22 protein-coding genes are annotated in these 23105 nt (G+C 40.4%); 5 read left to right on the plus strand and 17 right to left on the minus strand.

Translation table 11 applies throughout. From position 1 onward, the window contains the following. Positions 1-65 precede the first annotated feature (65 nt). The 3 genes from CKJ95_RS16835 to CKJ95_RS16845 form a co-directional block, all read right to left on the minus strand. Positions 66-920 (minus strand): 3-hydroxybutyryl-CoA dehydrogenase, encoded by an 855-nt coding sequence (locus tag CKJ95_RS16835; RefSeq protein ID WP_099354617.1) that lies wholly within the window; start codon positions 918-920, stop codon positions 66-68. 58 nt (positions 921-978) lie between these two features. Continuing rightward, positions 979-2160, minus strand: coding sequence for an acetyl-CoA C-acetyltransferase (locus CKJ95_RS16840; RefSeq protein WP_099354618.1), 1182 nt, complete (start codon positions 2158-2160; stop codon positions 979-981). Positions 2161-2371: 211 nt separating this feature from the next. Next, a complete protein-coding gene (locus CKJ95_RS16845; RefSeq protein ID WP_099354619.1) occupies positions 2372-4492 on the minus strand; it encodes a (Fe-S)-binding protein in 2121 nt (706 codons plus the stop codon). Between the two features lie 186 nt (positions 4493-4678). Here CKJ95_RS16845 and cls point away from each other — a divergent pair, with 186 nt between their 5' ends. Then, complete coding sequence (gene cls, locus CKJ95_RS16850; RefSeq protein ID WP_099354620.1) at positions 4679-5881, plus strand: cardiolipin synthase; 1203 nt, start codon at positions 4679-4681, stop codon at positions 5879-5881. A gap of 135 nt (positions 5882-6016) precedes the next feature. On the opposite strand, the gene CKJ95_RS16855 is transcribed toward cls, so the two are convergent. The 6 genes from CKJ95_RS16855 to speE form a co-directional block, all read right to left on the minus strand. Continuing rightward, positions 6017-6196, minus strand: a complete 180-nt coding sequence (locus tag CKJ95_RS16855) for a XapX domain-containing protein (RefSeq protein ID WP_099354621.1) — start codon at positions 6194-6196, stop codon at positions 6017-6019. Positions 6197-6423: 227 nt separating this feature from the next. Beyond that, positions 6424-8094: an arginine--tRNA ligase gene (argS, locus tag CKJ95_RS16860; protein ID WP_099354622.1), complete on the minus strand. Its 1671-nt coding sequence runs from the start codon at positions 8092-8094 to the stop codon at positions 6424-6426. Next, a complete protein-coding gene (locus tag CKJ95_RS16865; protein WP_099354623.1) occupies positions 8095-8523 on the minus strand; it encodes a DUF1934 domain-containing protein in 429 nt (142 codons plus the stop codon). 143 nt (positions 8524-8666) lie between these two features. Further along, positions 8667-9044, minus strand: a complete 378-nt coding sequence (locus tag CKJ95_RS16870; RefSeq protein WP_099354624.1) for a cytochrome-c oxidase — start codon at positions 9042-9044, stop codon at positions 8667-8669. A 162-nt stretch (positions 9045-9206) separates the two neighbouring features. Then, entirely contained in the window at positions 9207-10085 is an 879-nt protein-coding gene (gene speB, locus CKJ95_RS16875; protein WP_099354625.1) for an agmatinase, read from the minus strand. Positions 10086-10099: 14 nt separating this feature from the next. After that, positions 10100-10927 carry a spermidine synthase gene (speE, locus tag CKJ95_RS16880; protein ID WP_099354626.1) on the minus strand — a complete coding sequence of 276 codons (828 nt, stop codon included), beginning with the start codon at positions 10925-10927 and terminating at the stop codon, positions 10100-10102. A 243-nt stretch (positions 10928-11170) separates the two neighbouring features. Here speE and CKJ95_RS16885 point away from each other — a divergent pair, with 243 nt between their 5' ends. Then, the gene (locus CKJ95_RS16885) at positions 11171-13240 is read left to right on the plus strand and encodes a transglycosylase domain-containing protein (RefSeq protein WP_099354627.1); all 2070 of its coding nucleotides are present in this window, start codon (positions 11171-11173) and stop codon (positions 13238-13240) included. Between the two features lie 194 nt (positions 13241-13434). On the opposite strand, the gene CKJ95_RS16890 is transcribed toward CKJ95_RS16885, so the two are convergent. Together CKJ95_RS16890 and CKJ95_RS16895 are read right to left on the minus strand one after the other, a co-directional pair. After that, positions 13435-13944, minus strand: coding sequence for a YwhD family protein (locus CKJ95_RS16890; protein WP_099354628.1), 510 nt, complete (start codon positions 13942-13944; stop codon positions 13435-13437). Between the two features lie 61 nt (positions 13945-14005). Beyond that, on the minus strand, positions 14006-14686 hold the full coding sequence (locus CKJ95_RS16895) for a site-2 protease family protein (RefSeq protein WP_099354629.1): 681 nt from the start codon (positions 14684-14686) through the stop codon (positions 14006-14008). A gap of 87 nt (positions 14687-14773) precedes the next feature. Here CKJ95_RS16895 and CKJ95_RS16900 point away from each other — a divergent pair, with 87 nt between their 5' ends. Beyond that, a complete protein-coding gene (locus tag CKJ95_RS16900) occupies positions 14774-14962 on the plus strand; it encodes a 2-hydroxymuconate tautomerase (RefSeq protein WP_099354630.1) in 189 nt (62 codons plus the stop codon). 57 nt (positions 14963-15019) lie between these two features. Here CKJ95_RS16900 and CKJ95_RS16905 read toward each other — a convergent pair whose 3' ends face one another. Continuing rightward, positions 15020-15580 carry a DUF4256 domain-containing protein gene (locus CKJ95_RS16905; RefSeq protein ID WP_099354631.1) on the minus strand — a complete coding sequence of 187 codons (561 nt, stop codon included), beginning with the start codon at positions 15578-15580 and terminating at the stop codon, positions 15020-15022. A 247-nt stretch (positions 15581-15827) separates the two neighbouring features. On the opposite strand from CKJ95_RS16905, the gene CKJ95_RS16910 reads away from it, so the two are divergent. Beyond that, on the plus strand, positions 15828-17129 hold the full coding sequence (locus tag CKJ95_RS16910; protein ID WP_099354632.1) for an NCS2 family permease: 1302 nt from the start codon (positions 15828-15830) through the stop codon (positions 17127-17129). Between the two features lie 41 nt (positions 17130-17170). Here CKJ95_RS16910 and CKJ95_RS16915 read toward each other — a convergent pair whose 3' ends face one another. From CKJ95_RS16915 to CKJ95_RS16925, 3 genes are all read right to left on the minus strand, one after another. Next, positions 17171-17677: a YwgA family protein gene (locus tag CKJ95_RS16915; protein WP_099354633.1), complete on the minus strand. Its 507-nt coding sequence runs from the start codon at positions 17675-17677 to the stop codon at positions 17171-17173. A gap of 41 nt (positions 17678-17718) precedes the next feature. Continuing rightward, the gene (locus CKJ95_RS16920; protein WP_099354634.1) at positions 17719-19017 is read right to left on the minus strand and encodes an HD domain-containing protein; all 1299 of its coding nucleotides are present in this window, start codon (positions 19015-19017) and stop codon (positions 17719-17721) included. A 209-nt stretch (positions 19018-19226) separates the two neighbouring features. Then, positions 19227-19454 (minus strand): DUF1450 domain-containing protein, encoded by a 228-nt coding sequence (locus tag CKJ95_RS16925; protein ID WP_099354657.1) that lies wholly within the window; start codon positions 19452-19454, stop codon positions 19227-19229. A gap of 285 nt (positions 19455-19739) precedes the next feature. Between CKJ95_RS16925 and CKJ95_RS16930 the strand changes: the two genes are divergently transcribed. After that, on the plus strand, positions 19740-20432 hold the full coding sequence (locus tag CKJ95_RS16930) for an RsfA family transcriptional regulator (RefSeq protein WP_099354635.1): 693 nt from the start codon (positions 19740-19742) through the stop codon (positions 20430-20432). A gap of 53 nt (positions 20433-20485) precedes the next feature. On the opposite strand, the gene CKJ95_RS16935 is transcribed toward CKJ95_RS16930, so the two are convergent. Further along, positions 20486-22060 carry a hypothetical protein gene (locus CKJ95_RS16935; RefSeq protein ID WP_099354636.1) on the minus strand — a complete coding sequence of 525 codons (1575 nt, stop codon included), beginning with the start codon at positions 22058-22060 and terminating at the stop codon, positions 20486-20488. Between the two features lie 14 nt (positions 22061-22074). Then, positions 22075-23094 carry an ABC transporter permease subunit gene (locus tag CKJ95_RS16940; RefSeq protein WP_099354637.1) on the minus strand — a complete coding sequence of 340 codons (1020 nt, stop codon included), beginning with the start codon at positions 23092-23094 and terminating at the stop codon, positions 22075-22077. Positions 23095-23105 lie beyond the last annotated feature (11 nt).

Genomic DNA, 23105 nt, shown 5'->3' on the forward strand with positions numbered 1-23105 from the left:
TTCCCTCCAATGTGGGATCTTGATGAGTTAGGTTGTGTTTAAGAGTTGTCACTCAAGTTTCACCCCTATCCTTCGTACGTATAGAAACCTCGACCAGATTTTTTCCCTAACCAACCAGCTTTCACGTATTTACGAAGCAATGGACATGGTCTGTATTTGTCGTCCCCAAAGCCTTCATGTAGGGTTTCCATAATGTATAGACATGTATCAAGCCCGATAAAGTCAGCGAGAGTTAGTGGCCCCATTGGATGATTCATGCCAAGCTTCATCACTTCGTCAATTGCTTCTTTTGTAGCAACACCTTCATAGAGGGTGTAAATGGCTTCATTTATCATCGGCATTAAAATACGATTGGACACAAATCCTGGGAAGTCATTGACTTCGACTGGTACCTTATTTAACGTTTTAGTCATATCTTCAATCACTTGATAGACTTCATCAGCTGTGGCTAAGCCACGAATAATTTCAACTAATTTCATTACTGGAACTGGATTCATAAAATGCATGCCAATTACCTTTTCCGGGCGCTTCGTGGCCGCGGCAATTTCTGTAATTGGAAGAGAGGAAGTATTTGTTGCTAAAATAGCATTCTGAGGTGCAATTTCATCTAGTTGTGAGAAAAGTTTTGTCTTGATGTCCATATTTTCAACGGCCGCCTCAATGACAAGGTCGACATCACTTGCATTTTTCAAATCAATAGATGGGGTAAGTCTTTTCAAGGTCGCCTGCTTCTCTTCTTCACTCATGCGACCTTTATCGACTTGACGTGTAAGGTTTTTCGTAATCGTCCCAAATCCTCGATCCAAATATTCTTGTTTTAAATCATGTAGCTTCACATCATAGCCTGCCATCGCACAAACCTGTGCAATCCCAGAGCCCATCTGTCCTGCACCTATGACCATCACCTTTTGAACCTTCATTAAACATACCTCCTATCGGTGGTGAAATAAGTGTCACCACCTGTCTATATTTTGAGATTTAGTTTACTTCGACCATAATTGCATCGCCTTGACCGCCACCACTACAGATCGCTGCAATGCCAATGCCACCGCCACGGCGTTTTAATTCATGAATAAGTGTAATTATAATTCTCGCCCCACTAGCCCCGATTGGGTGCCCAAGTGCTACAGCCCCACCATTGACATTGACTTTCTCAGGGTCAAGATTAGCAATTTTACCACTTGTTAAAGCTACCGCCGCAAAAGCTTCGTTAATTTCAAACAAATCGATTTCATCGACTGACTTACCCGTTTTCTTTAACAATGCATTGATGACCAAGCCTGGAGTTTTCGGGAAATCCTTTGCTTCAACGGAAATGGCAGCATGTGCTAGTATCGTCGCAAGAGGTTCTTTTCCTTCTTGCTTTGCTCGCTCCTCACTCATGAGAACAAGTGCAGCCGCTCCATCATTCACACCAGGAGCATTCCCAGCCGTAATCGTGCCATCTGCGCTAAACACAGATTTCAGCTTTGCTAGCTTTTCAATGGTTGTGTCTGCTCGTGGAGCTTCGTCTTGGTCAACGACTGTAGTTGCACCTTTGCGACCTTTTACCTCTACTGCGACGATTTCCTCTGCGAACTTGCCAGATTCAATTGCCGCAATGGCACGTTCGTGACTGCGGAGAGCCCACTCGTCTTGTTCTTCACGAGAAATACTAAGCTCTGACGCTACCTCATTGCCATAGGTCCCCATATGAACCCCCTGGAAGCTACAGGTTAAGCCATCATGTACCATTAAGTCCTTTAAGCTTGCATCTCCCATTCGTAGCCCAAAGCGTGCTTTAGGCAAAAAATAAGGCGCATTGCTCATCGATTCCATACCACCAGCGACAATCACCTCTTCATCACCAGCACGAATAATTTGATCAGCTAGAGTGACACTGCGAAGCCCCGAAGCGCACACTTTATTGATGGTTTCTGTTTTTACTTCCCACGGAATTCCTGCGTTTCTTGCAGCCTGTCGGGATGGAATTTGCCCTTGGCCACCTTGCAGAACATTTCCGATGATCACTTCATCAACTTTTTCACCTTCAATACCTGCCCGCTTTAATGCTTCCTTGATGGCGAATCCACCAAGTTCAGAAGCTGTTAATGAACTAAGACTTCCCCCTAATTTCCCAAACGGAGTACGAACACCACTGACAATGACTGTTTTCCCCATGCTCCAACCTCCTTGTTTTTTCCCTCAACTTAACGCAAAAATCGAAACCGCTTACATTTTTTCGACTGAACGCTCGCTCAACCTTGTCTGAAAGAAGGAGGCGTACCAATGTACACCTCTCTTTATCTGTTAATCTATTGTGAATAAATAAAATGTTTCCTATATTCCTATTTTACAACATTGATAATGGAAGATAAATCATATTTTTCCACTAAGATGAAATTTCTTTTTGGTCACCAACAACGGATCGTTCAAGGATTTCAGCGATATCATATGTGCCGATTTGCTCCTCTACTTCCTTCGCCTTTGTACCATCGCTTAGCATTGTTAAGCAGTACGGGCAACCAGAACCAATCGTTGTAGGACTTACCGCAATCGCTTGCTCTGTTCTTGCTACGTTAATGCGAGTGCCTGTATCCTCCTCCATCCACATGAGACCACCGCCAGCTCCACAGCACATTCCCTTTTCACGGTTACGTTCCATTTCAACTAGCTGAACACCTGGAATTTGTTTTAAAATTTCACGAGGTGGGTCATACACATCATTGTATCGGCCTAGATAACAGGAATCATGCCATGTAATTACTTCATTTACCGCATGTTTCGGAACTAAGCGTCCCTCTTTTACAAGGTCATACAATAGCTCTGTATGATGGACAACCTCTACATCTTCAAGGCCCATATCTGGGTACTCATTTTTGAAGATATTATAGGCATGCGGGTCGATTGTGACAATCTTCTTCACTTCTGCCTTTTCAAATTCAGCAATATTGTTTGTCGCAAGCTCTTGGAATAGGAATTCATTTCCGAGACGACGCGGTGTGTCTCCAGAGTTTTTCTCTTTGTTTCCTAATATCGCAAATTTCACGCCAGCCTCATTCATAAGCTTCGCAAAAGATAGAGCAATTTTCTGGCTTCGGTTATCGAATGCACCCATTGAGCCAACCCAGAATAAGTATTCGAACTCTTCACCGGCTTTTTTCATTTCTTTTACAGTTGGTACATGAACATCATCACGAACTTCACGCCAATTTTCTTTTTCCTTACGATTGAGTCCCCAAGGATTTCCTTGGCGCTCAATATTCGTCATCGCACGTTGAGCATCCGCATCCATTTTACCTTCTGTAAGAACGAGATAACGACGTAAATCAATAATTTTGTCAACATGCTCGTTCATTACTGGACATTGGTCTTCACAGTTACGGCATGTAGTACAAGCCCAAATCTCCTCTTCAGTAATGACATCCCCAATTAAGCTTGGATTGTATGCTAACTCTGACGTTGCTGCTGATTCATTCGCTCCTTGGCTAGCTGAAGCCAGTGCAAGCTGATTTCCTTTTGTATGATTGAATGCAACAGCTGGAACCCACGGAACCTGTGACGTTACAACAGCACCTGTTTCCGTTAAGTGATCACGTAATTTCACAATTAAATCCATTGGCGAAAGCATTTTTCCGGTACCTGTTGCCGGACACATATTTGTACAGCGCCCACATTCCACACATGCATAAAGGTCGACTAACTGTGTTTGCTTAAAGTCTTCAATTTTACCAACACCAAACGTTTCTTGGGTTTCATCTTCAAAATCAATTTTCTCAAGCTTCCCTGGGCTTGTTTGTCTGCTTAAATACACATTCGCAGGCCCTGCAATTAGATGCGCATGCTTTGATTGCGGCACATAGACTAAGAAACTTAAAAGGAAGATTAAGTGAATCCACCATGCGATATAAAAAATTACAATGGCAGCTGTTTCATTAAGCCCACCTAATGCAAGTGAGATAACGGATGCAATAGGCTCGGTCCAAGTTGCTTCATGGCCATGCCATACAATCCCAGCACCGTTTCCTACTAAAACAGAAAGCATTAAACCACCAATAAATAATAGAACAAGTCCTGATTTAAAGCCCCTTTTCAATCGCACAAGCTTTTCCACATAACGGCGATGGAAAGCCCAAACGACTGCAACTAAGATCATAAATGTGACAATCTCTTGGAAAAAGGTAAAGCCCGGATACAAAGGTCCAAGTGGAAGATGGGATCCTGGTTTTAGACCCTTCCAAATAAAATCAATCGCTCCAAATTGGACTAGAATAAACCCATAAAAGAACATCACATGGATGATTCCACTCTTTTTATCTTTTAAAAGTTTTTTCTGCCCAAACACATTAACCCAAATCCGCTGAAGTCGCTCCTTTACTTCTCCATCAAATTCGACCTTTTTGCCAAGCTTGATATAAGCAATCCGTGTCTTGATCAGATAAACGAAAAGATAAACGGCGTAAGCGGTTACAGATAAGAATGCAAGAAGATTAATAACTAAGAGGATATTCACTTTTTAGCCCCTTTCTAAAATTTTTAATGGAATTAATTTTCTGACTATATAGTTCGTATCTCCATTATATAATGAATGAGCATTCAGTCAACAACTTTTTCTTTAAAAACCTTAAATAATCAATTCCATTTTCGTATAAACTAAGTGAACGTCATAAAGCACAACCTCATCATAGGAGGGGTATATTTGCGAGCTATCTTCTGGATTGTCCTTATTATCATTATTCTATTACTGTTGCTCCGCCTTGATTACAGTCTCGGAAGAAAAAGTCACCTAAAAAAACAAGAGGACGAGGAGTTCCCACTACGCGACAGTAACATTTCCCTATATTCAACAGGAGAAACACTCTTCAACGATCTATTTATAGATATTCAAAACGCAAAAGAACATGTCCATGTCGAATTTTATATTCTGCAAAATGATGACTTCAGTAAAGAATTCGTCTCACTCATGAAACAAAAGGCCGAACAAGGTGTGAAGGTTCGCTTGCTTTTAGATTGGGTCGGCAGCCACAATGTCACAAAGGAAATGGAAAAAGACTTGGCTCGATCAGGAGTTTCGTTTGCCTATAGCAATAAGCCCACATTTCCATACCTTTTTTATAAGCTTAACGCCCGCAATCATCGAAAAATTTCTGTTATTGATGGAAAAACGGGTTATATTGGCGGTTTCAATATCGGAAAGGAATATCTTGGGCAAGATCCTAAATTCGGGTTTTGGCGAGATTATCATTTGAAGTTGACTGGAGAAGGAGTCGCAGATCTTCAAACTCAGTTTTTGGAGGACTGGCATGACTCAACAAAGGAAGCCGTTGCAAATCGTGACGCGTATTTCCCGCAGCTGCCTAAAGGAAAGTCTAAAACAAAGCTCATTTCCACCAATGGGGCATATCTCGAGGGTCATTTTATCAATATGATCAAACAGGCGGAACAAGAAATCATCATCGGCTCCCCTTATTTTGTACCAAGTGAACAACTCAAAGAAGAATTAAAGAATGCCGCAAAACGAAATGTTCGGATTCATGTCCTTTTACCGAAAAAACCGGATCACCCTTTGGTCAAAGAGGCCTCCATTCCATATATGGACGAGCTCTCAAAGCTTGGCATTCAGTTCCATATGTATACTAGAGGATTTTACCACGCAAAAGTCATTTGCATTGATGACAAGCTCTGCGATATCGGAACGGCCAATTTTGATAAAAGAAGTCTTTACTCCAACTATGAAATTAATTGCTATATCCATGACAAAGATATGATTCAAGAGGTCAAAAATATGGTGACAGACGATTTTAATACATCACAAAAACTCACCCGTGATCGAATCAACGAACTAAAGGCGGAAAATAAGTTTAAGATTAAAATCGCCACGTGGTTTTCGCACTTTTTATAGGGGGATGAGTGCGGAATAGTCACCTTGGCGCTGAATACTGTCACTATTTCTAAAATACTGTCACTATTCCAAATTTACTATCACTATCTGATAAATACTGTCACTAACAAATCAGGCACCCGTAATGGGTGCCTGTTATTTTGGTCCAAATTGAATCATTGGCGCTAACCATTGGAATAGCTTAAATCCTAAATAAACCCCAACGATTCCGGTAACTCCTGCGAGTGCTGGTGGCGCGGGGATTGGCAATTTTAACAAAGCAAAAATAAATCCAACAATGATACCCGTTAAGAGTGCCAAGATAACCTCTTTCATGTATGTATCCTCCCTTTTCCTCTCATTATTCCCGATAAAGTGAAACTTCAATCAGTGGGGGGTTCTTAATCCCCACTGATTGTTAGTTGAACCAATCGGGCTTTTACGGGCAGTTAACCCCACACCTAAACTTCTTCGTTTTTACAAAAGTTTTGAGGTGGGGTTTTACTGCCCGTTAATGCGGGATAAAAAGGCCCTCTACTCTACGTGAGGGCCTCTTGCATATATTACATTTTTTCTGGTGCAGATACACCGATTAGCTTTAATGAATTTTGCAATGTAATTTGTACTGCCTTCATTAACGCAAGACGTGCTTTTGTTTTTTCAAGATTGTCTTGATCAAGCACCTTCTCCGCATTGTAGAAGCTATGAAGTGCAGCTGCTAGTTCATTAATATAGTTTGTGATGCGATGTGGAATTCGTTTTTCTGCTGCTTCTGTTACCGCTGCAGGGAATTCACCAAGCTTTTTCAATAGGTCAACTTCTTTTTCAGAATTGATATAATCAAGCGCATAATCACCGTCTAAAGCAATATTCAGCTCATCGCCAGAGCGTAGCATGCTGCAAATACGTGCATGTGCATATTGCGCATAGTACACAGGGTTCTCGTTAGATTGTGAGACCGCTAAATCAAGGTCAAAATCAAGATGAGTGTCAGAGCTTCTCATTGCAAAGAAGTATCGAACAGCATCTAAGCCAACCTCTTCCGTCAGTTCACGCATTGTAACAGCTTTTCCTGTACGCTTACTCATCTTCATTTTTTCACCATCTTTAAATAGGTGAACAAGCTGAATGATCTCAACCTCAAGTGTGTCCTTATCATAGCCAAGTGCTTGAATCGCCGCCTTCATCCGAGGGATATAGCCGTGATGGTCTGCTCCCCACACATTAATAAGCTTTTCAAAGCCACGCTCGAGCTTGTCCTGATGGTACGCGATATCAGGAGTTAAATACGTATAAGAACCATCATTTTTAATTAAAACACGGTCTTTGTCATCGCCGAAAGTTGTTGAACGGAACCAAGTTGCACCATCTTCTTCATAAATATGCCCTGCATTACGAAGCGCATCAAGTGCGCGGTCAATTTTTCCGTTATGGTATAGAGACGTCTCAGAATACCAAACATCAAAACGAACTCGATACTCCTCTAAATCCTTTTGAAGCTTTGCCATCTCGTATTTCAAACCATATTCACGGAAAAAGTCAAAGCGTTCTTTTTCATCCATCGCGACATATTTATCGCCAAATTCTTCTGCAAGACGCTTTCCAATGCCCACGATATCTTGGCCATGATAGCCATCCTCTGGCATTTCAACCTCTTGGCCTAGCGCTTGTAGATAGCGTGCCTCAACAGACTTTGCTAGGTTATTAATTTGGTTCCCAGCATCATTGATATAGTACTCACGGGACACTTCATAACCAGCTTTATCTAAAATATTACTTAACGAATCACCAACAGCTGCACCACGAGCATGTCCAAGGTGAAGGTCACCTGTTGGGTTTGCCGAAACAAACTCCACCTGAACCTTTTGCTTGTTGCCAACAGTTGTTTCACCGTACGCCTCACCCGCTGTTAAAATCGTCGGGATTAGGTCTGTTAAGTATGAATTATTCATATAGAAATTGATGAACCCAGGTCCTGCAATTTCAATTTTTTCAATCGATGCTTTTGATTTATCAAAGTTTGCTACGATCTCTTCAGCAATCATACGAGGGGCTTTTTTCGCCACACGTGCTAGTTGCATGGCCATGTTTGTTGCATAGTCCCCGTGCGCTTTATCCTTTGGAAGCTCCAACACAACTTCTGGAATCTGGTCTTCTGTTGTTAGTCCAGCTTTTACAACTGAGTCCTTAATTTCCGCTTTCAAGCGTTCTTTTACTTGATCAACAACATTCATCTAGTTTCGCTCCTTAAATGTAATGGTTATTTTATGTAATCCAGACACTTCACCATGTAGTGAAAGCTCATATGCTAAAAATAACGTCCCTTTACGAGAGTTTTTGTACCATTTGTATTCGATATTATTTGTTTTTGCGGTGAGGTCAAAGGTTCCGTTCTGGTTTTGGAATGAACCCTGTGTGGTTGCATTTTTTCGGTAAACCTGACGCATTTTCACCTGTCCCGAACGAAGGATGAGAACCTCTTTTTCCGAGATTTTAATAACCGTTTTAACCGTACCTGTTTCTTGCTTTTCGTCAAATTGCAAATATGTATTGTCGCCTTTTATGTAGTATAGACCATTTGCGTCAAAAGCAACATTTTCTTTTCGCGGTCCATCCTTAATTTCCGTTACAAATTTGAGTGTAATGGGAGTTCCAGTACTCATTTCCACACATCCCTATAAGTCTTTAACTTTAATAGTATACGGCATTGTGTGAAGGAATTTCAAATTAAAATGGATACTCACCTCACGGCACAATAAAAAACCCGACTTTATAAGCCGAGTTTGGGAAAAATGCGATAATTCTATTATTGCTTAGTGACTTTAACGTTCAAGAAAATATTGATTGCAAACAGGATAATCGCGAGGGTTGTCACAGTGCCACCGACAGCAATTGCAGGTTCGACTGCTGCATTTCCGAGCATTAACATCGTGAGTCCAATCATCATAACCGGTAAACCAATATTATGAAGCCAAAAATGAATCTTTCCAAGCTTCGATTCTCCTGCCTGCGGGAACAAATAATAGACAATGCCTGCAAGCCCCATAGATGCCCAGCCTAATAAATTAATATGAACATGGACCCCTGTTAATGTGTAATTGTGTGACATCGACATGCCCATCCCGATGAGAACACCAATCACAAAATACACTGCAGCCATCTTTATAAAACGAACCCCGACCATCTAACTCCCCCTCTAATAGGTAAAATGTAGTTCAAAGGTAGTATATTCACCTGGTCAGAAAGAATTGTCATAATAGTGAAAAAATATTTCGCGCAGGACTATGGTTTGAAGAGACATAAAAAAAGCCTGAGCCACAAGGCCCAAGCTTTCTAACACGAGTATTTACTTTTTCTGTATCCACCCTAAAATCATTTCGCGAATTAGTTTACTTGCTGTATTCGCTGTTTGTTCAGACACATCATAAATTGGTGCAACCTCTACCAAGTCTGAGCCAACGACACGAACATCTGATTTTGCAATCTCATGAATCGCACCTAATAACTCTTTAGATGTAATTCCTCCTGCATCCACTGTACCTGTACCTGGTGCATGTGCTGGATCCAATACATCAATGTCAATGGTCACATATACAGGACGACCCGCTAACTTCGGAAGAATCTTTTTAAGTGGCTCAAGCACTTCAAATTTTGAAATGTGCATGCCGTTTTCCTTTGCCCATTGGAACTCTTCCTTCATTCCTGAACGAATTCCAAATGAAAACACATTCTCTGGTCCGATCAATTCTGCAATTTTACGAATTGGTGTGGAGTGAGAAAGTGCTTCTCCCTCATAATTCTCACGTAAATCAGTATGGGCATCCATATGAATAATCGCAAGATCTGGATACTTTTTATGAACTGCTTTCATAACCGGCCAAGAAACGAGATGCTCGCCGCCCATACCCAGTGGATATTTTCCTGCTGCAAGTACCTGGTCAACAAAGTCTTCAATTATATCCAGACTGCGCTGTGGATTTCCGAAAGGCAATGGAATATCACCGGCATCATAATATTTTACTTCTTCTAGTTCTTTATCAAGATAAGGACTGTATTCCTCAAGTCCAATCGACACCTCGCGAATTCGGCTCGGGCCAAAACGTGAGCCTGGACGGTAGCTGACTGTCCAGTCCATTGGCATTCCGTAAATGACGGCTTCGCTCTCTTCAAAATTCGGATGGCTTTTAATAAATACATTTCCTGAATAAGCTTCATCAAATCTCATCGAAAATCCCCCAATTATTTCGTTAGATCTGCAACAAATTTAGGCAATACAAACGCTGCTTTGTGGAGTTCTTTTGTGTAATATTTTGTTTCAATTTCATGGAAGCGATCGTCGCTTACTTCTAATGGGTCATATTTTTTCGAACCGATTGTGAATGTCCAAAGACCACTTGGGTATGTTGGGATGTTCGCAATATACAGACGTGTGATTGGGAAGATTTCCTTCACATCACGTTGCACGTTGCGGATTAAGTCTGGTGTAAACCAAGGGTTGTCCGTTTGCGCCACAAATACACCGTCTTCTTTTAATGCCTTCGAAATCCCTGCATAAAAACCTTTTGTAAATAGATTTACCGCTGGACCTACAGGCTCAGTAGAGTCAACCAAAATGACATCATATTCATTTTCACTGTTCGCAATATGCATGAAGCCATCATCAACTTTCACATCGACACGTGGGTCTTCAAGCTTTCCTGCAATTTCAGGAAGGTATTTCTTTGAGTACTCAATTACTTTTCCATCAATATCAACCAAAGTTGCTTTTTTCACACTTGGGTGCTTTAACACTTCACGGATTACACCGCCATCGCCGCCACCTACAACAAGGACGTTTTCAGGATTTGGGTGAGTGAATAACGGTACGTGTGCCACCATTTCGTGATAGACGAACTCGTCCACTTGAGTAGTCATAACCATCCCATCAAGAACGAGCATATTACCGAATTCCTCTGTTTCTATCATATCGAGTTTTTGAAACTCTGTTTGTTCTGTATGTAAGGTTTGTTTAATTTTTGCTGTGATACCAAAGCTTTTTGTTTGTTTCTCCGTAAACCATAATTCCATTTTCATAACATCCTTTCATTGAATAACTTAGGGATTTATTCCCTTATCGTTCCCTATTCCCTTAAAAAAATCGATGTCAACTTCAAAAAGTATAAGGCAACGGCCCAAAAATGCAAGAAAATTTTTCACCTTTTAGCAAATAAATGTTTAAAAAGGCAGAAAACTTTTCATACTGATTGATATATGCCTACGAAAATGGCTCTATATGAAGCTTTCAAATAAAAAAAGAGAGAGGTGAACTCTGTGGAGCTTATTACAAATGACCGGATAAAAACAGCGATAAAAATCATGCGAGCCCTTTTATTCATTGGCTTAATTTGCTGTACCCTAGTTGCTGTCGGGATATTGGGTGTGCTTGCCTATGCAAAAACACAGGGGGCACCTCCTCTTGCAGTTCCTTTATCCACCTTATTCTACGCAGAGGACGGAACGTTAATCGGAGAAGAACGTCATCAAGGGGAGACTCGCTATTGGGTGTCTCTCGACGATATGTCTGAATCCATTGTTGATGCCACCGTTTCCATTGAGGATCGGAACTTTTTTGACCATCATGGGTTTGACTATAAACGGATTGGCGGAGCGATTATCGCCGACATTAAGGCTATGGCAAAGGTGCAAGGGGCGAGTACGATTACCCAGCAATATGCCAGAAACCTATTTTTAGAACATGAAAAGACATGGAATCGAAAACTCACTGAGGCCCTTTATACCATTCGGCTAGAACTTAATTATTCGAAAAAAGAAATTCTTGAAGGTTATTTAAATACAATTTATTACGGACATGGCGTCTATGGAATTGAAGCTGCAGCTAATTATTATTTTGGGAAAAGAGCAGGCGAGCTGTCGCTAGCGGAAGCCTCCATGCTTGCAGGAGTTCCAAAGGGTCCTACACATTATTCACCATTAGTAAACGAGGAAAAAGCAAAACAGCGTCAAAAAGTGATCCTCCTTTCAATGGTTGAGAATGGCTTTATTTCAAAAAAGACCGCTGAACAAGCACATGCTGAGGAACTAACCTTTACAGGCAACAAAATGGCTGGGCGTGAAGACATTGCCCCGTATTTCCAGGATGTTGTAAAAAAGGAGCTCCAAACAAAACTAAAGCTTGACCAACAAACGATTGAAACGGAGGGTTTACGTGTCTACACCACACTTAACCCAGAGCTTCAAGAAATCGTAGAGGCAAAAGCGAAAAATTTTATTAATGAGGAATCTAAAATTCAGCTCGGATTTGTCGCGATGGATCCGAAGAATGGTGAAGTTCGTGCACTCATTGGCGGTCGGGATTACGAGGAAAGCCCATTTAATCGGGCAACACAAGCAAAACGCCAGCCAGGTTCAACCTTTAAGCCATTTTTATACTATGCAGCCCTTGAAAAAGGCTACACTCCGTCGACGCAAATTCGAAGTGAACTGACGACGTTCTCATATGACGATAATCGCTCAACATACACACCACGAAATTATAAAAATTACTATGCGAACGACTCGATTACGTTAGCTCAGGCAATTGCCCTATCCGATAATGTGTATGCTGTAAAAACCCATCTCTTTCTTGATGACGGGGAACTCATCGACACTGCGAAAAAGCTTGGAATCACAAGTAAACTTAAGGATGTTCCTTCTCTCGCATTAGGAACTTCGGGTGTGAGTGTAATTGAAATGGTCAACGCATACGCAACCATTAATAATGGTGGAAAACAACATAAGCCTGTTTATATTACTAGAGTTGAAAATTATAAGGGTGAAGTCATTTATGAAAATACCGCAAAGCCAAAACAAGTGCTTGATGAGGATCTTGCGTTTGTCACAACACAGCTAATGACAGGCATGTTTGATGAAAAACTAAACGATTATACAGCCGTTACAGGATCCACGATTAGCGATAAGTTGACCAGGTTTTACGCGGCAAAATCAGGCTCGACTGACACCGATAACTGGATGATTGGATACTCGCCGCAGCTCGTCGCTGGTATCTGGACCGGCTATGACAATAATGAACCAATGACAATCGTTGCAGAAAAACAGTATGCAAAGAATATTTGGGCGGGGTTCATGGAAGAAGCGCATCAGGACATTGCGCCTACACCGTTTAAACCGACTGAAGGTGTTGTTGGAGTGTATGTAAATCCAGAAACAGGTTTGCTTCCGACAAAGGATTGCCCTGTTTCAAGGCTTACTTACTATAAAGCAGGAACAGAACCAACTGAATACTGTTCGAAAAATACCGACGACGTAAAGAAAGAGAATCAAAAGAAGGACGAAGAAAAGGAAGACAAAGGCTTCTTTAAGCGAATCTTTGATTGGTTTTAAATGAATGTATGATGGTCATGCTCTAGGATGCTAAAAAAGTATATAAAAAAGAAACCCCCAGGCTGTGTAGGTCCTGGGGATTTCTATGTCCTAGTTTCAATGTGTGTACATTGTAAATTTAGTGTACTTTATTTTATTAAAAAAGCTCAAGCTTTAGTCCGTTTGTTCACTAAAATGTCACAATTTGAAGAACCTTAATCAACCTTCAATCCCTCTTTTAACTCATCACTTGAGTTATCCCAAATCTCTTTATTGTGGTTAATTAAGAAATCCGCCAGTAGCTTCTTTGATTTGTCGTCCATAAAATCAACCATGATATGGCGCTTTAATGACTTATCCATTTTGTTTACGTGCTCTGGTAAGGATTTATAGCCGCGGCGAATCGAGCGGTCAACGGTCATTTCACAAGCTGTCACTCCCGCATAATATGGACCCTCTTCCCTACGATCAATCGTTACCCACACAAGCCAGTATGGCTTCCCATTAGGGACATCCTCTTTATTCGGCAGAAATTTTATCCCTTTTTCAACCACACTTCGTGCATGCATTGCACCGACATCAACGAATACATCTTCAGCGTCTATATCAACAAATACGGGTGAGATATTTTCGAGGCTAAGCGCCCCAATTCCATATCCTTTATGCCCATCAGTTGGATCATTTTTAATGATATTAAAGGCTACTTTTTTCTTGTTTTCATCCACCTTACATCCACCTTTCCACTTCTATTCATTACCAACAATTTTACCATACGAGCGTCTGATTTTATAATTGAAGAATTGGCCTGAAAATCATAACCAGTAAATCTGTAATGGCATAGACCCCGTTATGTAGTAACGGGTATAAAAACCGGTCCCCAACCGGCGTAATAACCAAAACTAAAAATAGTACAATGCCAAGACCCTCATACTGCGTTAATTTTGGGCGAATGCGAGCCGGCACAAGGTCTTCAATGATACGGTATCCATCAAGAGGCGGAAACGGTAATAAGTTAAAAATAAACAGCACAATGTTCAACCGTACAAATAGGTTAAAAAACGTTTCAAAACCCTCTCCAAATGCTACTGGAATCGCTGCAAATACACCAACACGAATAAAGACGATGTAGACTAATAAAGCGAGTGCCGCTACAAGCAGGTTACTCAGTGGTCCAGCAACGGAAACAAGAATCCCAGCAAGCCTTGGCCTTTTAAAATGAAATCGATTGACAGGTACAGGACGCGCCCACCCAAACCCTGCTAGGAAAATTAGAATCGTCCCAAAAGGATCTAAATGAGCAATCGGGTTTAACGTCAATCTCCCCTGCCGCTTCGCTGTGTCATCACCAAACTTGTATGCAACATACGCATGAGCAAACTCATGCACCGTAAAGGCAACCAGTAATGTGATCACCACATATGGAATCAAAGATAAATCAAATGCTAAAAAACCACTTAATTGTTCCACCAAATTTCTCCTTTTTATAGAAAAGTTGTTATTTTCAGTATACAATACTCTTATGATGATATAAAAGAATGATTGGAGAGATTCATTGTGCCATACGTAACAGTTAAAATGCTAGAAGGACGCACTGAAGAACAAAAAAAGGCGCTTGTTGAGAAAGTAACAGCAGCGGTTTCTGAAACAACAGGAGCTCCAAATGATAAAGTCGTTGTTTTCATTGAGGAAATGACGAAAAATCATTATGCGGTAGGCGGCAAACGTTTAAGCGATCAAGAATAGAGTGTTTAAAAACCCGTGGTAAATAAACCACGGGTTTCTATTTTGCGTATGTAAAGATTAGACCCTTAGTGAGCCACGAAAACCTCTAGCACCATAGTAGGAGTCTGCACCATTGTGGTACATAAAAACAGTGTCATAACGTCGGTCACAAAAGATAGCTCCACCGAGTTTTCTAATAGCAGCAGGCGTCTGGACCCAGCTTGACGTCTTCAAATCAAAATTACCAAGTTCCTGCAATGCGCGATATTGTTCTTCCGTTAATAGTTCAATGCCCATTTCCGTTGCCATATCCATAGCGCTATTTTCAGGTTTATGTTTTTTTCTTGCTTCCAGCGCTTCACGGTCATAACAAACACTTCTACGACCTTTTGGGCTTTCCGCTGAACAATCAAAAAAGATATACTCATCCTTTTCCTTATCATATCCTACAACATCTGGTTCACCGTCAGTTGCTTCCATCTGATGAAGTGACCACAGTTTACTAGGATTAGCTTCCAGCTTTGCTTGAACCTTTGCCCATTCAAGATCGCTATGTCGGTTCATGTTTTTCTCAAATCGCTCTTTCAGTGTGTTGAGCAACTCTTCAACTTGTTCTAGTGACAATTCCTTTTTTGCCATGTTGAATTCCTCCTTATAACTCGTCCCTTTAGTAAGCCTACCTTAATTTTACCCCAAGATCGCTATTATTTGCAGCGCAAAAATCCGGAGTGTTTACACCTTAATCGTCATCCACGATTTTCCACCTCACCAAATGACTATTCTGGGAAAACTAACCTAAGATAATTTTCTCTTGCAGTCCATCTGTAAAACGAATATTATAGAAAAGGATTTTTAAATCGTTCGTCTTTTGGAGGTACAGATTAGTATGTTTAAATTATCAGAGTTGAATACAACGGTTAAAAAAGAAGTTTTAGCTGGGATTACGACCTTTTTAACAATGGTATATGTAGTTGTCGTGAATCCGGTTATTTTATCAGATGCAGGTGTTCCCTTTGAGCAAGTATTTTTAGCCACGATTATCGCAACTGTTGTCGGAACACTATGGATGGCACTTTTTGCAAATTATCCAATTGCGATAGCTCCTGGAATGGGATTAAATGCTTTCTTTGCTTATTCAGTTGTAGGCGCAAATGAAAACATCACGTATCAAACAGCATTTGCCGCCGTATTTGTGGCTGGTATCATTTTTGTGATTTTGTCATTAACCCCGTTTCGTGAAAAATTAATTGAGGCAATTCCACCAAACTTAAAGCATGGGATCACAGCAGGAATTGGTTTATTTATTGCCTTTATTGGTCTTCGTCTTACAGGGATTATCACGGCACACCCAACAAATTTAGTAACATTAGGTGATTTACACTCACCATCGGTTCTTTTAGCACTTGCTGGATTAGCCATTACCCTTATTCTGATGGCACGTAAAGTAAATGGAGCTCTATTTTTCGGAATGATTATCACAGCCATTATTGCTTATTTTACTGGACAGCTTGAGTTTAAAGAAGGATTCGTTAATGCACCGTCTCTACCTGAAGGTTTAATTATCGCAAATCCATTCGCTGCAATTGGCGATGTTATTCAGTACGGACTGTATGCTGTTGTCTTTTCATTTTTACTCGTTACAATCTTTGATACGACAGGTACGATGATTGGAGTTGCAGAACAGGCAGGGTTAATGAAAGGAAATGTCATGCCGCGTGCTAGACAAGCCCTTCTTGCTGACTCGGTTGGTACAACAGTTGGAGCCATGTTTGGAACAAGTCCTACAAGTGCATATATTGAGTCGTCAACTGGGGTAGCTGCAGGTGGTCGAACAGGTCTCACCACAGTAACGGTTTCAATCTTGTTTATCGTAGCTGCCTTCTTTGGACCATTGGTGAGTGCCGTTTCTGGGATTGCTGCGATTACAGCACCAACCTTAATTATTGTTGGGTCACTCATGATGGGGAGCATTGCACATATCAGATGGAATGAGATTGATGAAGCCTTTCCAGCATTCTTAATTATTCTAAGCATGCCACTCACATCGAGCATTGCAACAGGGATTGCGTTAGGCTTTATTTCCTACCCACTTATGAAAGTAGTCATGGGTAAATGGAGAGAAGTGCACCCACTTGTTTATCTATTTGCCGTATTGTTTTTCTACCAACTTGCTTTTTTACCGCATTAGATACAAAAAAACTCGGCGGGTTTTACCTGCCGAGTTTTCTATTAATGTTTTACAAGATTGCGAAGAGATTCGATATATTGATAAGCTTCTTCAACTTCTTCGTCTGTATAACGTTGCTTCGCTTTTAACGTAAATACCTTCTCTTTGACTTCTTCCTTTTCAAGTCCCTCAAAGTATAAAACAGTAGACACCAGCTCTAAAAAGCGCGCACTTTGTTCATTTAAGGCTTGCATACAGTCATCAAGTGGAGGCATGTCCAATTGGTAATGTCCCAAAAACTGCTCGCCCTTTTCAGTCAATGCGTAGCGATACTGATAATAGCCGCCTTTTTTCTCCTTGACCTCATCTAAAAATCCAAGATTACAGAGCTCCTCCACACGTAATGTGAGCTCCTCTGAGTATGGCCCATAAAAATGGAAGTTGTACTTTTCGTAAAAAGGATAATCAATTTTTTTGGCGATATAAATCATTTTTTGAAGCTTTTTTCGACCCGTGATTTCCCCTGCAGCAGCGAATGCCTTCATTACCTTTGCATGTTCTGTTAACAAAACCCCTTCATCTCCTCATTCGAAATTGGCCAGTATACCTTTTATATATCTAAAACATCTTTTATTTTCTGTTTTACTGTAGAGTCATTTGGTAATTTTTCAATCATATCTTGTGGAAAATATAGCTTGTGATCCGTTCGCCTTTTTCCAGAAATGGCATCCACAATTTCGGACTGCCTTGATAATTCGCGAATCTCACCATTTGGCATTAACAAGTTGATAGGAAGTCTTTCCTCTTCCTCACCTGGCCGGTAAAAATCATACGGCAAATCTGATGATGAATCCACCACTAAATAATAATTCGGATCAATCCCTGCTTCCTCAAAAAGAGTTCTTAGCTCCATCATCTTCATCATTTGTGAACTAGGGTCAAACTCTGCATATTTAAACAAATTGCGATTGAGAAAACGACGACATAGGTCTCTTAAAATTTCGTCATCCTCATCCTGCCATACCTGAAAATAGAAAGTAAAAATAGCTTCATCTAGTTTCACATAGTCCTGTAATGTCAATTTTTCTTCAAAAATGGATTTCAAATGGACTGGGGCTGTTTTAAATTCGTAGTGTTCCTTGTACAAATGTTTAGCACGATGGAGGATTTTTGTTAAAATGACCTCTGCGCTTCGTGTAACTGGATGGAAATACACTTGCCAATACATTTGATATCGGCTCATAATGTAATCTTCAACCGCATGCATCCCACTGCTTTTAAAAACAACTTGGTCTTCCTGCGGTCTCATGACGCGCAAAATCCGCTCCATGTCAAAGTTTCCGTAGCTAACACCCGTATAATAGGCATCTCGCAATAAATAATCCATACGATCAGCATCAATTTGACTGGAGATGAGACTTACGACTAATTTATTTTTATATGTTTTTGCAATCACTTCGGCGACCTTTTTCGGAAAATCATCCCCGACTTGCTTCAGTACGTGATTTACTTCTGTGTCCCCAACAATGATTGCTTGTGTAAATTCTTCATGATCATAATGAAATACTTTTTCAAATGAATGTGAGAATGGCCCGTGACCCAGATCGTGAAGTAGCGCTGCACATAAACATAATAAGCGCTCCTCGTCATTTAACAATGGGCGTTCACGAAATACATCATCGATAATTCTTCGGACAATTTCATACACACCTAATGAATGGTTAAAACGGCTATGTTCCGCCCCGTGGAAGGTAAAATAGGTTGTCCCTAATTGGCGGATGCGACGCAATCTTTGAAACTCCGATGTTGCGACGAGTTCCCAGATCACTTTATCCTGAACATGAACATACCTATGTACAGGGTCCTTAAACACCTTTTCTTCACTTAATTTCCCATTGGAATTTGTCATGTATTCAACCTCTTCCATACTGGCATGCTATTATTATATATTTTTATCACTGACAAAAAAACCTAAAATTCTCCATAAGTCGCCTCTAACCAAGTCATATCAATGGTTGGAAAATTTTTCGACATGTTTTAGAAATTCTAGTTGGATTTTGGGAATCCCTGCATGAAAACATAAAAAAACACCTTTTCTCTTAGAAGAGAAAGGCGATTTTAGTCCATTTTCAGTTTCTTCATGACTTTTTCAATCAACTCGTCTTCTGTTGGAGCTGATACCGGACGGTTGTTAACGAATGCGAATGATTTTTTTCTACCAGGGCCACAGTATGATTGGCAGCGAATATCAATTGTTGCCTCACCATCTACTTCCTTTAAGCGTGGCACTAAGGTTTTAATATTGGTTGCCTGGCAATCATCACAGATGCGAAATTCGTTTGCCATATTACCTACAATCCCTTCATTACGTTCATATATTTGATCAGTCATTGCTTAGCATGACGATTTCCTTTAAAAACACTACATGGTATTTTAACCCTTTCAACATAATCATTGCAAGGGAACGAGATAATTTTCAAAAATTCTCCACAAGTACGCGTTACGATATTTAAATATAAATAAATAAGTCTACTATCCTTTTACAAATAGGGTATAAAGTTCGAATCTATTGACCAATATAAGTAATAACCTAACGCAACTATATACATTTATATTGGGAGATGAATAAATATGAAAGAAAGACAAGATGCTTGGACAGAAGAAAACGATCTATTATTAGCTGAAACGGTTCTAAAACACGTAAGAGAGGGTAGTACACAATTAAATGCATTTGAAGAGGTTGGAGACAAATTAAACCGTACTTCAGCTGCATGTGGTTTCCGTTGGAATGCAGTTGTCCGTCATAGCTACGAGAAAGATTTACAACTTGCGAAAAAACACCGTAAACAACGCCAGCGTGCACTTGGTAAAAACCAACCTGTGAAAAAGCAACTTTTGTATACACCACCAACTCCAAGTCTAGAAGAATTTGCGGACGAGTTACCACTATTTCCATCTGAATCTACAAATATTCGTCAGGAAACACGAGTACCGCAGTATACGACTTCTAGGCCACAATTGACGATTGATTCCGTGATTTCATATCTTCAATCTATGGGCAGCACAAGTCTCGGGATTGAGGCACTGAAATCCGAGAATGAGAGATTGAAAAAAGAAAAGAATGAGATACTTCGTAAAAATGAAGATCTGGAAAAGAAGATTGCCCAGTTGGAGCAAAGCTCAGCCAATATTCAAGAAGACTACGAAACATTAATGAAGATTATGAACCGTGCAAGAAAACTAGTCTTATTCGAAGAAGAAGAACGTCCAGCCACATCCTTCAAAATGGACCGCAACGGAAATTTAGAGAAAATGGCGGAATAGAATAGATAAACCCCCTGGCTGTTTGTTCTTACAAACGGCGCAGGGGGTTTGTTTTACCAAGGGCCTACTCCAACAAGTTCTACTTTTTCAATCGTTTTTTCTGGTGTGAAGTAGAACATTACAAATATAGACTCAATATCAACCTCTAAATAGCTCTCTTCCAATAGGGAGCTTTGTAGAGTGTAAGCATATCTTCCGATGTCTTGAAACTCACCGTTTTTTACTGCATCTAATGGTAAATGATCCACCAATAGTTGATAAGCCTCATCCATATTGGCAATAGGTTCTTTAAATGTAATCACGGGTAGTTCACAACGACCCGCTCCGATTGTTCTACATTTTAGCATTAAGGTATCAGTCTCGTAATCCCGATCTGATTTCTTCTCCATATTGAGTTCAAGATGCTCTAATTTATCGTAAAACCCACCTTTTGCAGTAGTTGCAACTGTTGTCGCTACAAGTTTTCCATTTTCAAACACATATTTATCTTCATCAAACTGTATTGCTTCATTGGCTTCCTCGACTTGCTCTACTTCTTCCTCAACCTCTTCCTCAGCTGGTGCAACTACATCCGTTGCCTTTCTATCTAGTCCAGTTACGATAACTGTTCCAACTGCAACCACAAACACGACTAGTGTCACAGCACCTACCATTTTACTAGCAACAAACGTTTCTCCAACTCTTTCAACCAAACGTCTTACAGTTTGATTTTTCTCACTAGATGCCTGTCTTGCAAATAACTTCCTGAATCCTTCACTTAAGAATTGAAATGTTAACAGCAGTAATGTTAGAGCAATCGCTGGGAATAATGGAATCCAGACAGCCTTCATAACTTCATATCGGGCAGCAGACAATAGTCCTGGCCAATCAAACAATCCTGTTACAGAGTTATATCCAGCTTCCTCATGAAATGTCCCACCCCCTGGGATATAATCAATCGCATGCTCAATAAAGTATTGAAACAATGCAAGCTGTCCCACTAGTAATGTCACACGTGCTAAATCATTAAAAAAATTGACAACTACACTTTGGGAAACGGATGGAAAATAATGCATAACTGATAACTGAAAAGGCGTACTTCCCACGGTCACACTCGCTTGGACAAACTCTTTCTGCGATACCTCATAAATTTCATGGGCTAGAATATAACTAACCCTCCCCACTTCAATAAGTGCGATAATCATGACTTTCCAATAAACAGCGTTTTCCAGGCCTTCAACTGGGACAATTTCAAGTAGCAAAATCGCGGCAATAATGGTAGGGATACTCCCAAATAAGGAATACCAACCATTTGACACCATGTAGGCAATTCCTTTTTTCGAGGAAGCCAGAAACGCCATCGGGATCGCAATGATGTACCGAATTAATGTGATGAGCACAATAATTTTCAGGGTATCCTTTGCTCCTATAACAATCATACTTAAAATATCGCGAGCTTCGCGGTCAGTCCCTAACGGATCTTCTTTAGAAGGTGGGAAAGGCGCTCTTCCAATTTCACCCCCATCATAAAACCTCATTCGGTGTTCGGGAGCAGTATCATCAATAAATGGCAAATGTGGACCAACAAAACTTATAAATAACATAAATCCGAGTAGAACTAACCCTGTCCAAAGCGACCAATTTTTCATGAACACCCTCCTCCCTAATGACCAGGTTTTACGTACGAGATTATATAAAACACAAAAAGCCAAACAAATACATATTGAAAAATAACCCTTGTGATTTGAGTCCACAGATTCCTTTTTTCAATCTCATATTTGTATTGCCAAATTACAGACACGAGTTGTGTGATGAATAAAAGCAGTACGAAACAGAATGAAATTTCTGCTATTAACCCTATTTCCGGGAATTGTGCAAATGGCTGATTCTCCGGTTTCTTTAAATCTAACCGTCTGATTGACACCATCATGCGCCATGCTGCTCCCTTATACTCCATTAACCACTCAACAATGAATAAATTCGAAACCACATAGGTCATGACAACACCAACATGTTGTAAGATCGAACGAAAGCATTTTTTCAAGATATGCTTATGTATAACAAATCGTTGAGTCAGTCCCTTTGCACGAGCATATTGAATATACATCTCGCCATCCTCAGCCGCTAGAGCAGTAAAGGTTATTCTCGCAAAATACATCATTGGATAAAGAGACACTAAAATTCCTGGTAATATAAAGTTAAACCACTGATCATGTCCAAAAAAATCAATAAATCGAAAGTGAATTAAAATAATCCACTGCAGCACTATAATCATAAAAAAGTCAGGTAGCGAATTGAGGAGAGAGGTTACCCCTGTTCCTAGAAAGTTTAGGGAAGTGTAACGATTACGATAATCAAAAATTCCCTTTCCGATTCCTAAAGCAATCGCTAGCAAAAAGGCCGTCACAATCACCGATAAACTTCTCGGAAAATATTCAAGGACGATTTCTTCATACAGTTCCCCATTTTTTGTTGTTCCTAGACTTCCTTCGGCTTGTGCATTGCTAATGAGTTGCCTGATTGTATCCCAACTATCGGAAACATTAAACATCATTTTTAATGTTGAAAAAAACGTTGATACATTCCCATTCCCTAGAAAAAAGGCGATCCCCAGTATAACAAGTACAAAATAAAGAATTGTAACCAAGTCTCGTCCACTTAACACCCTTAATCTCTTAAGCATCCAAAAACCCC

Source organism: Fredinandcohnia onubensis, from assembly GCF_002734285.1.
Taxonomy (GTDB): domain Bacteria; phylum Bacillota; class Bacilli; order Bacillales; family Bacillaceae_L; genus Ferdinandcohnia; species Ferdinandcohnia onubensis_A.

Coding starts and splice junctions, on each gene's coding strand:
- CKJ95_RS16835 (WP_099354617.1), bottom strand. CDS start 920: ATGAAGGTTCAAAAGGTGATGGTCATAGGTGCAGGACAGATGGGCTCT.
- CKJ95_RS16840 (WP_099354618.1), bottom strand. CDS start 2,160: ATGGGGAAAACAGTCATTGTCAGTGGTGTTCGTACTCCGTTTGGGAAA.
- CKJ95_RS16855 (WP_099354621.1), bottom strand. CDS start 6,196: ATGAAAGAGGTTATCTTGGCACTCTTAACGGGTATCATTGTTGGATTT.
- argS (WP_099354622.1), bottom strand. CDS start 8,094: ATGAATGTTGTTGATCAAGTAAAAGAACGCTTGAAAGCGGAAATTAAG.
- CKJ95_RS16865 (WP_099354623.1), bottom strand. CDS start 8,523: ATGAGTACTGGAACTCCCATTACACTCAAATTTGTAACGGAAATTAAG.
- CKJ95_RS16870 (WP_099354624.1), bottom strand. CDS start 9,044: ATGGTCGGGGTTCGTTTTATAAAGATGGCTGCAGTGTATTTTGTGATT.
- speB (WP_099354625.1), bottom strand. CDS start 10,085: ATGAGATTTGATGAAGCTTATTCAGGAAATGTATTTATTAAAAGCCAT.
- speE (WP_099354626.1), bottom strand. CDS start 10,927: ATGGAATTATGGTTTACGGAGAAACAAACAAAAAGCTTTGGTATCACA.
- CKJ95_RS16905 (WP_099354631.1), bottom strand. CDS start 15,580: ATGGCAAAAAAGGAATTGTCACTAGAACAAGTTGAAGAGTTGCTCAAC.
- CKJ95_RS16910 (WP_099354632.1), top strand. CDS start 15,828: ATGTTTAAATTATCAGAGTTGAATACAACGGTTAAAAAAGAAGTTTTA.
- CKJ95_RS16920 (WP_099354634.1), bottom strand. CDS start 19,017: ATGACAAATTCCAATGGGAAATTAAGTGAAGAAAAGGTGTTTAAGGAC.
- CKJ95_RS16925 (WP_099354657.1), bottom strand. CDS start 19,454: ATGGCAAACGAATTTCGCATCTGTGATGATTGCCAGGCAACCAATATT.
- CKJ95_RS16930 (WP_099354635.1), top strand. CDS start 19,740: ATGAAAGAAAGACAAGATGCTTGGACAGAAGAAAACGATCTATTATTA.
- CKJ95_RS16935 (WP_099354636.1), bottom strand. CDS start 22,060: ATGAAAAATTGGTCGCTTTGGACAGGGTTAGTTCTACTCGGATTTATG.
- CKJ95_RS16940 (WP_099354637.1), bottom strand. CDS start 23,094: ATGCTTAAGAGATTAAGGGTGTTAAGTGGACGAGACTTGGTTACAATT.